The following is a 15,844-nucleotide window of genomic DNA, read 5'->3' on the forward strand; positions in this document are numbered from 1 at the left end:
ACCGACGGTTGAAGGTTTGAATATTTCGATTCAGTAACACCGAATCGATTGGCCACGATGTACTCGAAGACGATTCACCTAACCTGAATCGCCCCCCCCAGGGGTGACGACGGTGTCGCTCGCGGACTGGGACGTAACGGTCTGTCTATTTGTCACAGCTGAACCTGTGACATAAAGTCCAGCGAGCGCAGTGTGACTTGGAAGAGGTCCGCTGCCGACCTGAACTCGTTCAGGCTGGCAGAAAAGCCTGTTCCCCGACGGAATCCGCCGGAACCACTCACCGAGTGGGTGCCGCAGACGAAGAGAGAGAGCAGTATCCATGCGTTTTGCCAGAAAGAGGCTGACCCAGCGCCTCAAGCACCGAGCGTTGGCCATCGGTGCCGCAGCACTTGTGCTTCCCCTTGCTGCAGGTGTTGCCGGTAGTGCTGTCGCCTCTGCTGCGCCCGCGCACACTGCTCCCAGCCGCACCGTCCAGTCGGGCGGATACGACGAGCTGTGGGTGCCCTCCTCGATGGGCAACATCAAGGTCCAGGTCCAGTGGGCCGCTCGCGGCGGAAACGCTGCTCTTTACCTCCTCGACGGCCTGCGTGCGCGTAACGACGCCAACGCGTGGAGCTTCGAGACCAATGCGATGGACCAGTACCGCAACGACAACATCACCCTCGTGATGCCCGTCGGTGGCGAGTCCAGCTTCTACAGCGACTGGTATGCACCGTCGAACTTCAACGGCCAGCAGATCACGTACAAGTGGGAAACCTTCCTCACGCAGGAACTCCCCAACTTCCTCGCGAACTACGGCGTTTCGCCCACCAACAACGCGGTTCTCGGTCTCTCGATGGGTGGCAGCGCCGCTCTGACGCTGGCTGCTTACCACCGTGACCAGTTCAAGTTCGCCGGTTCGCTGTCGGGCTACCTGAACATCTCGGCTCCCGGCATGCGCGAGGCAATCCGCGTCGCAATGCTCGATGCCGGTCGCTTCAACGTCGACTCCATGTGGGGACCGCCGTGGAGCCCGTCCTGGCTGCGCAACGACCCGTTCGTCTTCGCGCCGCGTCTGCAGGGCCTGTCGATGTACATCTCGTCGGCAAGCGGCCTGCCGGGTGAATACGACCACCCGCGCGCACCGATCGACTACTACAACACGGCTAACGGCATGGGCCTCGAAGCTCTCGCCCTGGTCAACACCCGTGCATTCCAGATCCGCATGAACTCGCTGGGTATCCCGGCCACCTACAGCTTCCCGTCCAACGGAACGCACTCGTGGCCGTACTGGTCGGCAGAGCTGTGGAAGGCTCGCGGCCAGATCCTCGACACCATGAACGCTTGGTGATCGTGCGCGATCCCGTGACCTAGTCACTTCACCAGTGCCGTTCCGGACTCCTCGAAGGAGAACCGGGACGGCACTTGTGTATTCAGGTGCTGCACGAGCGCCGGATGTCAGTAACAATTGCACCACCAGTAACAGCGCGGCTACCCCAAGCGGGGATCGTTTGCGTGTAGAAATAGTTTCAACGGGGGTCTGGCCGCTCAGGCGGCTCCACGATCGACGCGCGGACCGAACGTAAGGAAAGAGAGTGAGCTCATGCGAGTAGGCCTTGCCACGGAGGACCGTCGCCGGTCCCGGGCAACCTTCCGGACAAAGGTCGTCGGCGCACTGGCAGCGATGCTGGTTCTGCCGATCGCCGCGGGCTTGACGACGGCTGGAACCGCGGCAGCCGCGCCGGCACCTGCTCAGGCCGCACCGGCCGCTACCCAGAACCCCACCGGCGCAGCGGTCACGAAGGTCGACTGGCTCAGTGAGCGTCGCGTCGCGCTGTGGGTGAACTCTCCCGCGATGGGCATCCCGATTCAGGTGCAGATCCTCTTGGCCCGCGATTGGAACGTCAATCCGTCGGCCAGCTTCCCCTCGGTCTGGATGCTCGACGGTCTTCGCGCGACCGACAACGAGAACGCCTGGACTTACGAAACCGACGCAGAGTCCTTCTACGCCGACAAGAACGTCAACGTCATTCTTCCCGTCGGCGGTCAATCCAGCTTCTACTCCGACTGGCTCCAGCCCGACAACGGCAAGAACTACCAGTGGGAGACGTTCCTGACCAAGGAACTGCCCTCCATCCTCGAAAAGGACTGGCGCACCACGCAGACGCGCGGAGTCGTCGGACTGTCGATGGGCGGAACGTCCGCGATGTTCCTCACGGCGCGTAACCCCGGCTTCTTCAAGTTCGCGGCTTCGCTGTCCGGCATCCTCACCACCACTTCGCTCGGCATGCCTCAGGCAATCCAGTTCGCGATGACCGACGCCGGTGGATACAACTCGGCCGCGATGTGGGGACCGCCGTCCAACGCGCAGTGGGCTGCACACGATCCGTACGCGCTCGCCGAGAAGCTCAAGGGCGTCAGCCTGTACGTCTCCAGCGGTAGCGGTACGACCGGCCCGTACGACCAGCCGTCGGGAATTCCCGGTGTGAGCACCAACTACGCAGGCATGGGCCTCGAGATCCTCGCTCGCCTGACCTCGCAGACCTTCGCGACCAAGCTGAACCAGCTGGGAATCCCCGCGCAGGTCAACTACCGCCCGTCCGGTACCCACTCGTGGCCGTACTGGCAGTTCGAGCTTCATCAGCTGTGGCCGCAGTTGGCCAACGCCATCGGCGTCGAGGTCGAGAAGCCGGCGTGCGGCACGTCGGGTGAAATCGGTGCGACGGCTGCAGCCAACGGTTGGATCGGCGACTGCATCACGCCCGAGTACAGCGTCGCGGGTGGCCTGGCACAGGACTTCCGCAACGGTCGCATCTACTTCACCAGTGGAACGGGCGCTCAGCCTGTCGCCGGTCGTATCGCCGGCGCGTACATGAACACCGGAGCAGCGGCCGGCCCGCTCGGCTTCCCGCGTACACCCGAACTCGGTACGCCCGACGGACGCGGACGCTTCAACCACTTCCAGAACGGCTCCATCTACTGGACCCCGCAGACCGGCGCTCACCCCGTCAGCGGCGACATCCTCGCCGAGTGGTCCGCACAGGGATGGGAAGGTGGCCCGCTCGGCTACCCGACCGCCGACGAGATCGCGACCCCCGGCAAGCCCGGCAAGGTCCAGGGATTCGAGATCGGCGCAATGTACAGCAGCGCCAACGGAACTCACGCGGTTCTCGGAATGATCATGGGCAAGTACGGCGAACTCGGCTGGGAGAACGGCTGGCTCGGATTCCCGAAGTCGAACGAGGTTCCGATCAAGGACAACGGACGCTTCACCGAGTTCGAGGGCGGCAACATCTACTGGAGCCCCGGCACCGGTGCTTGGTCCGTCGAGAACGGCCCGCTCTTCGACGGTTGGAAGAGCGTCGGATACGAAGGTGGACGACTCGGATTCCCGATCAGTGACAAGTTCGACATTCCCGGTGGTGTCCAGCAGAACTTCCAGTTCGGCTACATCACGGTGATCGGTGACAAGACAGAAGTTCACTAACTCACAGTGGTGCACGACGGGCGGGCCCGATCACGGATCGGTGCCCGCCCGCGTGCGTTGCGTAACCTGTTGATGGACTTTCGACTGAAGGCAAGGACGGACATTGATGTCGCTTTTCTCGGGTAACCGAAACACTTGTGCACGCGCGATCGCGGTCGGCGCCCTGGCGCTCGCCACGGGTGGCGCACTTGTCGCGTGCGGTAGTGACGACTCCACTGCAACCTCCAATCCGGTCACCACGACGTCCGCTGCGGCTTCGTCCTCGAGCGGTTCGGCGTCTGCGTCCGCCTCGGCGACCACGACGGCATCGGCCGCGCCCACCAGTCCGGGAGCCGCGGCCACCGCGCCGCCGGAACAGCCGCAGAGCATCGAGGGCTTCCCGGGTCCCACAGTCGTCGAGGTCAGCCCCGAGGCACAGAAATTCCTCGACGGACTGAAGGCGAAGGGCATCACCCCGGCCGGTGACGGCAGCATCGCCGTCAACACGGCCAATTACATCTGCGCTGCCGGTCCTCAGACCGACGACGAGGTCCTGACCTTCGTGACCGCCTTCGTCGGCCAGGAAGCGTCGGCGGAAGGCAAGCAGATCACTCCCGATCAGGCAGGTGCGAACGCTCAGATCTACATCGACGTCGCCAACGCCACCTACTGCAAGTAGGAGCGGGAAATGGCGAGGTCTGGAAAGCGTCGTGGGTGCCTGATCCCGCTGCTGATCATTCTTGTGGTCGCAGCGGTCGTGATCGGCGGTTGGTACATCCTGGCCGGGCGGGTGCCTTCGCCGACTCCGATCCCGCCGAGTCCGGAGCCTCCGGTGTCTCAGCCGGCCAGTTGCCCCGATGTCCAGGTGGTAGCCATACCCGGTACGTGGGAGTCGAGCGCTACCGACGACCCGTACAACCCGACGGCCAATCCGGCGTCGTTGATGCTGAACGTGACCCGTCCTCTGCAGGAGAAGTTCGATACTTCACGGGCCGACGTCTACACCGTTCCGTATGTCGCACAGTTTTCGAATCCGGTTGCGATCCCGCCGGACGGACAGCAGTCCTACAACAACAGTCGGGCCGCGGGAACTGCTGCGACTAACGACTTTCTGATCAAGCGGCACGCCGAGTGCCCGCTCACGAGCTACGTCCTGACCGGATTCTCCCAGGGAGCGGTGATCGCGGGTGACGTCGCAGCGAGTATCGGTGACGGCAGCGGCGCGGTGCCTGCCGATCTGGTTCTGGGCGTCGGCTTGATTGCCGACGGTCGGCGCGATCCGGCGTTCGGAAACACCGTTGGCCCAAGCGTTGCCGGTGTCGGCGCCGAGTTGTCGCTGAACGGGCTGAAGCTTCCCGGTCTCACGATGACCGGCCCGAGGCCTGGCGGTTTCGGTGACCTCAACGACCGGACCTATCAGATCTGTGCGCCCAGTGACGGTATCTGCGACGCTCCGGCCGCTGCTCTCAATCCGACGAACTGGTTGAGTTCGGCACCGCGACTGCTCGAGTACTACAACAATCCTGTGCACGCGATGTACAACTCCTTCCAAGTTGATCCGAACGGCACGACGGCCACCCAGTGGATGGCACAGTGGGCTGCGGAGAAGATCGACGCCGCGCCGACGCCGCCCCACAGTTGAGTCACCGCCGCACTGTTGATTCGTCACAATCGGGCGTCTCGGGAGTTCGCTCGCGGGTAATCTGCTCGTTTGGTCCCGGTAGAGTGCTGCACGGTCCGGGGGCTTCCTCTACAGTGCTGTCACGTAAGTGACTGGCGAGTAGGTTCGGTTTGTCCGAGTTTTTAGTTCGAGTACGACGTACGTGTCCATCACAGGAGATCGATATATGAGTTCCACCCACGGCAGCGATGCCCGACGCAAATTCCGGTTTGCGGCCGGTGGCGAGGGCAACGCCGAAGAGGGTGGTGCGCGACGTTTCGTCAAGCTTGCGCAGAAGGCCGAGGAACTCGGCTACGACTCGTTCATGATTCCGGATCACCTGGGTAATCAGGTCGGCCCGATCGCCGCTCTCGGAGCGCTCGCGGTGGCCACGGACAAGATCCGTCTCGGCACCGCCGTGTTGGCCAACGGCTTCCGCCATCCAGCTGTACTGGCGAAGGACGCGGCGACGATCGATGTGCTGTCCGGCGGCCGACTCGAACTCGGCATCGGTGCGGGCTGGATGAAGGAAGAGTTCGACAAGGGCGGCATCGCATACGAGAGCCCGGGCGTTCGTATCGAGAAGCTCGAGGAGTCTCTGCAGATTCTCGACGTTCTGCTGCGCGGGCAGGAATGCACTTTCGAAGGCAAGCACTATCAGGTGCGCGGCCTCAAAGGCAGCCCCCGACCGCGGCAGGGCCCGCGGCCACCGATCATCGTGGGCGGCGGCGGCCCGAAGATGCTAGCTCTCGCGGCGAAGTACGCGGACATCATCTCGGTCGCCACACCGACCAACCGTGACGGGCGCCTTCTGCTCTCCGGAATCACGATGGAAAAGACCATCGAACGTGTCGAGCGGATCCGCGAAGCCGCCGGCGAGCGTTTCGATGAGATCGAACTCAACTGGACCATCACCATGATCATGATCACCGACGATCGAGAGCAGGCTGCCGAGATGGCAATCGCCGCTCTGGAACAAGGTTTTCCGCCGAACATCGAAGTGGATCGTAAGCTGAGCGTGGAGGAGTTGCTGAACTCTCCCTACCTGGCTGTGGGCACTTTCGAGGAAATCGCAGACCAGATTCGACTGGTCCGCGAAAAGACGTCGATGTCGTACGTCGGGGTCTTCCCGACGCAGATGGAAGCGTTCGCCCCGATCATCCCGTTACTGGCGGGCGAGTAGGCCGGAGAATACGGACGATGCGAATCTGTAACATATCGATGGTTTGGGATCGATGAAGTGATTCAGGTGAGTTGCGCACAAAGTGCGATTCGATTGATCGAAGATGGACCCGAGAGAGCGAAGGAAGTCTGGGGCGCAGGCATGAAGGACAGTGCTTGTGTGATCGCTTCGGAGGAGATGGAATGAACGCGCTGTTCGATGGCTTTCTCGACGAGAAGGGCCAGATCCGCCTGCAACCAGGCTTCACGCTGGTCGACTACGTCGAGCAACACTCGCGTGTCAACGCGGACGAGCTCGCGTATCGGTACATCGATTACTCACGCGAGCGTGACGGTGAAGCCCTGGAGCTGACCTGGGAGCAGTTCGGTGTGCGTCTGCGGGCTGTTGCAGCCCGTCTGCAGCAGGTCACCAAGCGCGGGGACCGTGTTGCGATTCTTGCGCCGCAGGGGCTCGACTACGTCATTTCGTTCTTCGCGGCCATTCAGGCCGGTTCCATCGCGGTGCCGCTCTTCGATCCGGACGAGCCCGGTCACAGCGACCGTCTCCACGCTGTTCTCGGTGACTGCAAGCCGACCGCGATTCTGACTGCCGCATCGTCGGCAGCCGGTGTTCGTCAGTTGTTCCGCTCGCTTCCCGCTGCCGAGCGACCGCGCATCATTGCCGTCGACGCGATTCCCGACACCGTCGGTGAAACGTGGGTTCGCCCCGACATCGAGCTCGACGACATCGCGTACCTGCAGTACACCTCCGGTTCGACCCGAGTTCCCGCCGGTGTGGAGATCACCCACCGCGCTGTGGGAACGAATGCGCTCCAGATGGTCGATTCCATCGAGCTCAACGAGGACTCACGCGGCGTCACGTGGCTGCCGCTGTTCCACGACATGGGCCTGCTGACGGTCATCCTGCCTGCTCTGGGCGGCAAGTACATCACCATCATGAGCCCGCGCGCTTTCGTGCAGCGGCCGTACCGGTGGATCAAGGAACTTGCTGCGGTGTCCGACGGCGCCGGCACTTTTGCTGCTGCTCCCAACTTCGCGTTCGAGCATGCTGCCGCACGCGGCTTGCCGAAGGACGGCGAGACACTCGACCTGAGCAACGTCATCGGACTGATCAACGGCAGTGAGCCGGTCACGACGTCGTCGATGCGCAAGTTCAACGAGGCTTTTGCTCAGTACGGTCTGCCCAAGACTGCGATCAAGCCCTCGTACGGCATGGCCGAAGCGACGCTCTTCGTCTCCTCCACCAAGCATTCCGACGAGGCCAAGGTCATCTACGTCGACCGCACGGAACTCAACAAGGGCCGCATGGTCATCGTCGACCAGTACTCCGAGAACGCGATCGCGCAGGTCTCCTGTGGGTACGTCTCGCGCAGTCAGTGGGCGGCGATCGTCGATCCCGAGACGCTGACCGAGGTTCCCGACAATCACGTCGGCGAGATCTGGCTGCACGGCGAGAACATCGGCATCGGCTACTGGGGACGCCCCGACGAGACGGCCGAGACCTTCCACAACAAGCTGGACAACCGGTTGAGCGAAGACAGCCACACCGAGGGCACACCGGCGGATGCCAATTGGATGCGTACCGGCGACTTCGGCGTCTACGTCGACGGCGAGCTGTACATCACCGGTCGCGTCAAGGACCTCGTGATCGTCGACGGCCGCAATCACTACCCGCAGGACCTCGAGTCTTCGGCTCAGGAAGCCAGCCCCGCTCTGCGTCCCGGATTCATCGCTGCGTTTGCCGTACCGGCCAACCAGTTGCCTTCTGTCGTGTTCTCCAACACGCATTCGGGTCTGAAGTTCGACGACGACGATTCCTCGGAGCAGCTGGTCATCGTGGCCGAGCGTGCTCCTGGTGCAGGCAAGGCGGATCCGCAGCCGATCGCGGACACCGTGCGTGCGGCGATTTCTTCCCGTCACGGCGTCACGGCCCGAGACATCCTGCTCGTTCCTGCCGGTTCGATTCCGCGTACGTCCAGCGGCAAGATCGCTCGCCGCGCGTGTAAAGCGAGCTATATCGAGGGAACGTTGCGAGGCGGCTATCAGCAGACCGCATTCCCCGATAGCGTTTGAGGAGCAGTCCCTTCATGATCGGTGGCTTGGTGAGTTGATGGTTGAACAAGATGGTGCGCAGAGCAAAGACGTTGTGAGCGAGATGAGTGTCGCGCAGTTGCGTGAGTGGCTTCGCAACTGGATCGCCAACGCGACCGGTCAGCCGGTGTCGACGATCACGGACGACCGCCCGATGGAAGAGTTCGGGCTCGCTTCACGCGACGCAGTTGCGCTGAGCGGCGACATCGAGGATCTGCTCGGCGTCACGCTGACCGCCACGGTTGCCTACCAACACCCCACCATCGCTTCGCTGGCGACTCGGATCATCGAAGGTGAGCCCGAGGCGCCGGAGGAGACCATCGACGCGTCGTACTACGTCTCAGGCGCCGCGACGGACGCTCACGACATCGCCATCGTCGGACTCTCCACAAGATTCCCCGGTGCCGGGCACACGCCTTCGGACATGTGGGAAATGCTGGCGGCCGGACGCGACGGCATCAGCGACCTCCCCGAGGACCGCTGGGCCGAGTTCATGTCAGACCCCGCCATCAAGGCTGCGGTCGAGAACGCCAACACCAAGGGCGGGTACCTCGACGACGTCAAGGGTTTCGACGCCGAGTTCTTCGCGATGTCTCCGCTCGAGGTCGTCAACGTAGATCCGCAGCAGCGCCTCGCTCTCGAACTCGCGTGGGAAGCACTCGAGCACGCTCGCATTCCGGCCAGTGGGCTCAAGGGCAAGCAGGTCGGTGTTTTCATCGGCAGTTCCGCCAACGACTACCAGCTGCTCGCGGTCAGTGATCCGACGACGGCGCACCCGTACGCGCTGACCGGAACGTCGACGGCCATCGTCGCGAACCGGGTCTCGTACTTCTTCGATTTCCGTGGACCGTCCATCGCTCTGGACACCGCGTGCTCGTCTTCGCTGGTTGCCGTTCACGAGGCTGTGCGCTCGCTGCGCAGCGGCGATTCCAACATCGCGCTGGCCGGTGGCGTCAACATGCTGCTGGCCCCTCCCGGAACTCTCGGTTTCGATCAGACCGGGATGCTCGCTCCCGACGGCAAACTGCGTGCCTTCTCCGCTCAGGCTCAGGGAATCGTTCGCAGCGAGGGTGGTGGACTCGTTGTGCTCAAGCGCCTCGAAGACGCCGAGCGTGACGGCGATTCCATCCTGGCGGTGATCGCCGGATCCGCGATCAACCAGGACGGCCGTTCCAACGGTCTGCTCGCGCCCAACCCCGATGCCCAGGCCGACGTGTTGCGTTTCGCGTACCGCGACGCCGGCATCGTGCCGACCACCGTCGACTACATCGAGGCTCACGGAACGGGTACCGATCTCGGTGATCCCATCGAGGCCGACGCTCTCAGCCGAGTTGTCGGTCGTGGCCGTGACGACGACAAGCCGGCACTGCTCGGTAGCGCGAAGACCAACTTCGGGCATCTGGAAGCAGCTGCAGGCGCCGCCGGCCTGATCAAGGTCGTTCTGGCGATGCAGGAAAACAAGATTCCCGCGACGATCAACTACCTGGGCCCCAACCCGCACATCGACTTCGAGAAGGCGCACCTGCAGGTGACGCCCGAGGCCACCGACTGGCCGCGTTACACCGGTAAGGCCGTCGCCGGTGTTTCCGGCTTCGGTTTCGGCGGAACCAACGCCCACGTCGTGGTTAAGGAATACGTGCCTGCCGACGCCGTCGTCGAAGAACCGGTTGTGGATGCCCCGGTCGTGGACGAACCGGCAGCAGAGGACGAGATCACGGTTGTGCTGGCCGTGTCCGGCGCGCTGCCTTCGCGTCGTCGCCGCGCAGCTGCCGATCTGGCCGACTGGCTCGAGACCGAAGAGGGAAGCAAGACGCCCCTCGCCGACGTCGCCCGCACACTTTCGCGTCGCAACCACGGACGCTCGCGCGCCGCTGTTGTGGCGAAGACGCGGTCCGAGGCCATCAGCTCGCTGCGCGCTGTCGCCGCGGGCAAGCCGGCCCAGGGCGTCTTCTCGGCCGACTCGCCGTCGCCCAAGGGTGCGGTGTGGGTGTTCTCGGGCTTCGGCTCGCAGCACCGCAAGATGGCCAAGCAGTTGTACACGGAGAACGCGGCCTTCAAGGCAGCCGTCGACGAGGTCGACGCGCTGATCCAGGACGAGGCCGGTTACTCGATGGTCGAGATGTTCCTCGACGATTCGATCGAGTACAACGTCGAGACCGCACAGGTGGGAATCTTCACCATCCAGGTCGGTCTGGCTGCGTTGCTGCGCCACCACGGAGCCGAGGCCGAAGCCGTGGTTCCGCACTCGATGGGTGAGGCCGCTGCCGCGTACGTTTCCGGCGGTCTGAACCTGGAAGACGCTGTCCGCGTGATCTGTTCACGTTCACGGCTGATGGGTGAGGCCGAGGGCGCACTTGTCGGTGACGACATCCGTCTGATGGCACTGCTCGAGTACAGCGCATCCGAGATCGAGGCGCTGCTGCCCACGTACCCCAAGCTCGAGGTCTGCGTTTACGCAGCTCCGACGCACACGGTGATCGGTGGACCGCAGCCGGACATCGAGGCGATCGTCGCTGCCGCCGAGGCCGACGGCAAGATGGCGCGTGTCCTGCAGACCAAGGGCGCCAGCCATACGTCGCAGGTAGATCCGTTGCTCGGCGAACTCGCCGCGGAGTTGGCCGGTATCGAGCCGACCACGTTGAAGCTCGGCGTCTACTCGTCCGTCGACAAGGACACCTTCTACCGTCCCGGTCACGAGCCGATCCATCAAGAGGCGTACTGGGTCAAGGGTCTTCGCCACAGCGTGTACTTCACCAATGCGGTGCGCGGTGCAGTTGCCCACGGCCACACCACTTTTGTCGAGCTTGCACCCAACCCGGTGACGCTGATGTCGGTGGCGGCCACTGCTTTCGATTCGGGCCTGCACGACATGGAGCTCATCCAGACGCTCAAGCGTAAGGAAGACGAGTCCGCAGGTGTGCTTGCTGCTCTCGCGCAGCTGTACGTGCACGGCCATGCCGTGAATCTCGAATCTCTGCTTCCCGCAGGCGATTTCGCATCAGTTCCGCGTACCGCGTTCGTGCGCAAGCCGTACTGGCTCGACATTCGCGTCAGTGCCGGTGGTTCGGCTCGCGTTCCCGGTTCGCACGTCGCTCTGCCCGACGGCCGCCACGTGTGGGAGGTCGACGCGTCCGCCGTCACCGACCTGGCGGTGCTGGTGAGCGCTGCTGCCGGACAGGTGCTCTCGGATGTCTCTCTGACCGCCGCTGTTCCGCACGGTGAGCTGGCCGGTGCCGCGACCCTGACGACGACACTCAACCCGCACCCGGGTGGAGCGTCGGTGCAGGTGCACGCTCGTGAGGGCGCTACGTTCCGTCTGCTGTTCGACGCCGTCGTCACGTCCGGTGAGCCGCTGCCCGAGCTGGTCGTCAGCGCGCCGGTCAAGACCAGCGCAACGATGGAAACCCTGGCCGAGGTCGTCGAAGACGCCGGAGACAAGTGGGATCCGAACGGTTCGCAGAGCCTCGACGACCGCCTCAAGATCGTTGTCGCCGAGTCGATGGGGTACTCGCCGGAGGATCTTCCGGCCGAGGTTCCGCTCATCGAACTGGGTCTCGACTCGCTCATGGCGATGCGTATCAAGAACCGCGTCGAGTACGAGTTCGACATTCCTCAGCTCCAGCTCCAAGCAGTCAAGGACGCGAGCCTCAACGAGGTCAACAAGTACCTGCGTTACGCGATCGACAATCGCGAAGAGGTTCAGGCGATGGCCGACAAGCAGGCCGCGGAGAAGTTGGCGGCCGATGCTGCTGACGACGAGGACGCTGCTCCCGCCGAGGTGGCGACGGAATTACCTGCCACTGCTCCCGTTGCGGCGGCTGTACCGGCTGCCGCGCCCGCCGATCCTTCGCGTGCCGGAACTGCCGACGATGCCGGCTCCGACGTTCCGCCGCGAGATGCGGCCGAGCGCTTGACGTTTGCGACGTGGGCCGTCGTCACCGGGAAGTCGGCCAAGGGCATCTTCAACGATCTGCCGATCGTCGGTGACGAGGTCGCCGAGAAGCTTGCTGCTCGGCTTTCCGAGCGTGCGGGCGGCGAGATCACTCTCGACGACGTTCTCGACTCCACCACCATCGAAGAGCTTGCGGACGTCGTTCGCCAGTACCTCGAGGACGACGGAAAGATCGACGGACTCGTTCGTACTCTGCGTGCCCGTCCTGAAGGTTCCACGGCCGTACCGGTATTCGTCTTCCATGCTGCCGGTGGTTCGACGGTGACGTACGAGCCTTTGCTCAAGCGCCTGCCTGCCGGCACGCCGATGTACGGGTTCGAGCGGGTCGAGGGCTCGATCGAAACCCGCGCTGCTGCCTACGTTCCGCTGCTTCGCGAGATCCAGGGTGACGGGCCGTACGTGCTGTGCGGCTGGTCGTTCGGCGGCGTGATGTCGTATGCGGTCGCGAAGTTGTTGCGTGAGCAGGGCGCCGACGTGCGTGTGGTCGGACTTCTCGACACCGTGATGGCCGGCGAGGTCGTGCCGGACACCGAGGAGGAACGTCGCAAGCGTTGGGAGCGCTACGGCAAGTTCGCCAAGCGCACCTACAACCTGGATGTTCCGCTGCCGCTTGACGTTCTGGCCTCCACCGAAGCCGACGAGGATCAGATCCAGATCTTGATGGACATGATCAAGATGAGCGGCGCCAAGATTCCCGGCGGCATCATCGAGCATCAGCGGACGTCCTGGTTGGACAACCGCGCCATCCAGACTGCCGCGTTCAGCAGCTACGACGGAGACGTCGTGCTCTACATGGCCGACAAGTACCACGACGAGCTGATGACGCTCGAGCCTGCATTCAAGACCCGCAAGGCAGACGGTGGTTGGGGTGACTACGTGAAGAACCTCGAGGTCGTCTACATCGGCGGGGATCACCTGCAGATCGTCGACGAGCCGTACATCGCGAAGGTCGCGGCAGACCTCACCACAAAGCTGGCCCAGATCGAGACAGCCCAGACCAAAGCATCGGAAACCGGAGTTCAGAAGTGACGACAACCACCGCGGAGAAGCTCGCTGAACTCCGCGAAAAGTTGGAGAAGGCAAAGGAACCCGGCTCGGCTCGGGCCATTGCCAAGCGCGATGCAGCAGGGCACAGTACGCCGCGCCAGCGCATCGACATGTTGCTCGATCCCGGTAGCTTCGTCGAGGTCGGCGCCCTGGTGAAGATGGCGGGCGAGGACAATCCGTACAGCGACGGCGTCATGACCGGTCACGGAACCGTCGAGGGGCGGCCGGTTGCCGTGTTCGCGCACGATCAGACTGTGTTCGGCGGTGCCGCCGGAGAGATGTTCGGCCGTAAGGTCGCAGCTGTCAACGATTTTGCGCTGAAGGTTGGTTGCCCGGTCGTCGGTATCAACGATTCCGGTGGAGCTCGAATCCAGGATGCCGTTTCCTCATTGGCCTGGTACGCCAACATGGGTTCACGTCAGGAGCCTTTGTCCGGCGTCTGCCCGCAGATCTCGGTCATCCTCGGTAAGTGCGCCGGCGGTGCCGTGTACGCACCGATCAACACCGACGTCGTGGTCGCGACCGAAGAGTCGTACATGTTCGTCACCGGACCCGACGTCATCAAGTCGGTCACCGGCGAAGAGGTCAGCCTCGAGGATCTGGGCGGAGCACGCAAGCAGGCGGAGTACGGAAACATCCATCACGTCGCTCCCGACGAGAAGGCTGCATTCGACTGGGTCCGTGAGTACCTGAGCTTCATGCCGTCCTCGTGCACGGAGAAGGCGCCGCTGATCAACCCGGGCCTCGAACCCGAGATCACCGAGTCGGATCTCGAACTCAACGCCTTCATGCCGGATGCCGACAACGCCGGCTACGACATGCACGACATCATTCTGCGGATCTTCGACGACGGAACCTTCCACGAAATCGGAGCCCAGGTCGCGCACAACGTGATCACCGGGTTCTCCCGCGTCGACGGCCTGCCCGTCGGTGTCGTGGCCAACCAGCCCACGTACCTCAGTGGCGCCCTCGATGCAGACAGCTCCGACAAGGCTGCCCATTTTGTGCGCCTGTGCGACGCTTTCAGCATCCCGCTCGTTTTTGTCGTCGACACACCGGGCTTCCTTCCCGGCGTCGATCAGGAAAAGGTCGGTGTCATCAAGCGTGGCGGGCGTTTCCTGTTCGCGTACATCGAAGCTACTGTCCCGAAGGTGACGGTGGTGGTTCGCAAGGCGTACGGCGGCGGTTATGCCGTCATGGGTTGCAAGCAGCTCGGTGCCGATATCAACCTCGCATGGCCGACGGCACGTATCGCCGTGATGGGTGCCGAGGGTGCCGTCAACATCATGGGACGTCGTCAGCTCGCCGAGGCGGGCGAGAACGCACCCGCGGTGCGTGCTCAGCTGATCAACTTCTACAACGAGTTCGTCGCGACGCCGTACATCGCGGCTGAGCGCGGATACATCGACGCGGTGATCGAGCCTTCGCAGACGCGTCTCGAAATCCGCAAGGCTCTGAGGTTGCTCAAGGACAAGACGATCTTCAAGAACCCGCGCAAGCACAACTTGATGCCGCTCTAATTCTTCTTGTCACCGAGGGCGTCGAACTGGCGGCGTAGCGCTTCTATCGTCGCCAGGACGGCGGGCCTCTCGCTGTCGGTCCGCCAGGCGAGGTAGATGTCTCGGCTGAGCGGCGGGGCCGTGTCGAGCATTCGAACACCTTCCGGTGGTACAACTCTCGCCAGTCGTGGAATCAAAGCGACGGCGAGGCCCTGAGCGACGAATTCGACCTGGGTGGGAAACTCGGCGACCTCGTACTCGATTCGAGGGTCGAACCCCTGCGCGCGCAGGGTCCTGACGGTGAAGGTGTGAAAATCCGTTCCCCGTGTCCACGTAGCCCAGGCATGTTCGGACAGTTCGCTGAGCGCGACAACCTTGTTCTCCGCCAGCGGATGTGACGCCGGGAGAGCGAGCAGCGCCACGTCGTCGTACACAGGCGTGAAGGAGAGTCCGTCGGGAAGTTCGACGGGCAGAGTGCTCCAACTGTCGACCACCACGACGTCGAGGTCGCGGCGAATCAGTGCGGGGAGCAGTTCTTCGGATTCGCCTTCGTTGAAGGTGATTTCGAGCTGGGGGTGCGCGTGCCTGATCTCGGCGATGGCTCGCGGCAGCACTGTCCTGCTGGGGGAGACCAGGGCTCCGATACGCACGCGGCCCGTCACCTCGCTCTGCAGCGACGCGATTTCCGCCTCGGCCTGGGCGAGCGTCGAGAGAACCTCTGCGGTTCGGCGAGCGAGGATTCGGCCCGCTTCGGTGAGTCGCACACCGCGGCCCTGCGGTTCGAGGAGCGGAACACCGACTTCGCGCTCGAGTTTATTCAACTGCTGCGAAATTCCGGATGGTGTGACATGCAAGGTGCGGGCGGCTGCCGCCACTGATCCGTTCTCGGCGACAGCGTGCAGGGCGCGAAGTCTTTCGAGATTCAACACGGTAGTAATACTACCGAATATACGGTCTGAACAATTGCT

At 63.4% G+C, this 15,844-nt stretch carries 9 protein-coding genes; 8 read left to right on the forward strand and 1 reads right to left on the reverse strand.

The window, feature by feature from the left end:
* Window positions 1–319: 319 nt before the first annotated feature.
* The 8 genes from ACFQ6H_RS00935 to ACFQ6H_RS00970 all read left to right on the forward strand — a co-directional run bounded on the left by ACFQ6H_RS00935 (window position 320) and on the right by ACFQ6H_RS00970 (window position 14,897).
* Window positions 320–1,330: an alpha/beta hydrolase family protein gene (locus ACFQ6H_RS00935; RefSeq protein WP_230817654.1), complete on the forward strand. Its 1,011-nt coding sequence runs from the start codon at window positions 320–322 to the stop codon at window positions 1,328–1,330.
* Between the two features lie 252 nt (window positions 1,331–1,582).
* Complete coding sequence (locus ACFQ6H_RS00940) at window positions 1,583–3,466, forward strand: alpha/beta hydrolase-fold protein (protein ID WP_378642808.1); 1,884 nt, start codon at window positions 1,583–1,585, stop codon at window positions 3,464–3,466.
* Between the two features lie 106 nt (window positions 3,467–3,572).
* Window positions 3,573–4,124: a DUF732 domain-containing protein gene (locus ACFQ6H_RS00945; protein WP_317553625.1), complete on the forward strand. Its 552-nt coding sequence runs from the start codon at window positions 3,573–3,575 to the stop codon at window positions 4,122–4,124.
* Between the two features lie 9 nt (window positions 4,125–4,133).
* On the forward strand, window positions 4,134–5,087 hold the full coding sequence (locus ACFQ6H_RS00950; protein ID WP_378536536.1) for a cutinase family protein: 954 nt from the start codon (window positions 4,134–4,136) through the stop codon (window positions 5,085–5,087).
* A 205-nt stretch (window positions 5,088–5,292) separates the two neighbouring features.
* Complete coding sequence (locus ACFQ6H_RS00955; RefSeq protein ID WP_378642817.1) at window positions 5,293–6,288, forward strand: LLM class F420-dependent oxidoreductase; 996 nt, start codon at window positions 5,293–5,295, stop codon at window positions 6,286–6,288.
* 182 nt (window positions 6,289–6,470) lie between these two features.
* A complete protein-coding gene (gene fadD32 / locus ACFQ6H_RS00960) occupies window positions 6,471–8,360 on the forward strand; it encodes a long-chain-fatty-acid--AMP ligase FadD32 (protein WP_378536540.1) in 1,890 nt (629 codons plus the stop codon).
* Between the two features lie 37 nt (window positions 8,361–8,397).
* On the forward strand, window positions 8,398–13,359 hold the full coding sequence (gene pks13, locus ACFQ6H_RS00965) for a polyketide synthase Pks13 (RefSeq protein WP_378642822.1): 4,962 nt from the start codon (window positions 8,398–8,400) through the stop codon (window positions 13,357–13,359).
* Window positions 13,356–14,897 (forward strand): acyl-CoA carboxylase subunit beta, encoded by a 1,542-nt coding sequence (locus tag ACFQ6H_RS00970; protein WP_378633665.1) that lies wholly within the window; start codon window positions 13,356–13,358, stop codon window positions 14,895–14,897. Before pks13 ends, ACFQ6H_RS00970 begins: the two co-directional genes overlap by 4 nt.
* Here ACFQ6H_RS00970 and ACFQ6H_RS00975 read toward each other — a convergent pair.
* A complete protein-coding gene (locus tag ACFQ6H_RS00975; protein ID WP_378642826.1) occupies window positions 14,894–15,805 on the reverse strand; it encodes a LysR family transcriptional regulator in 912 nt (303 codons plus the stop codon). The genes ACFQ6H_RS00970 and ACFQ6H_RS00975 overlap by 4 nt on opposite strands.
* Window positions 15,806–15,844: the final 39 nt, after the last annotated feature.

The sequence above is a fragment of the Rhodococcus sp. NPDC056506 genome, from assembly GCF_042794945.1.
Lineage (GTDB): Bacteria > Actinomycetota > Actinomycetes > Mycobacteriales > Mycobacteriaceae > Rhodococcus_F.

Excerpts from the sequence above, each read along its gene's own strand:
- fadD32 (WP_378536540.1), top strand. The coding sequence starts at position 6,471 with ATGAACGCGCTGTTCGATGGCTTTCTCGACGAGAAGGGCCAGATCCGC.
- pks13 (WP_378642822.1), top strand. The coding sequence starts at position 8,398 with ATGGTTGAACAAGATGGTGCGCAGAGCAAAGACGTTGTGAGCGAGATG.
- ACFQ6H_RS00940 (WP_378642808.1), top strand. The coding sequence starts at position 1,583 with ATGCGAGTAGGCCTTGCCACGGAGGACCGTCGCCGGTCCCGGGCAACC.
- ACFQ6H_RS00950 (WP_378536536.1), top strand. The coding sequence starts at position 4,134 with ATGGCGAGGTCTGGAAAGCGTCGTGGGTGCCTGATCCCGCTGCTGATC.
- ACFQ6H_RS00945 (WP_317553625.1), top strand. The coding sequence starts at position 3,573 with ATGTCGCTTTTCTCGGGTAACCGAAACACTTGTGCACGCGCGATCGCG.
- ACFQ6H_RS00955 (WP_378642817.1), top strand. The coding sequence starts at position 5,293 with ATGAGTTCCACCCACGGCAGCGATGCCCGACGCAAATTCCGGTTTGCG.
- ACFQ6H_RS00935 (WP_230817654.1), top strand. The coding sequence starts at position 320 with ATGCGTTTTGCCAGAAAGAGGCTGACCCAGCGCCTCAAGCACCGAGCG.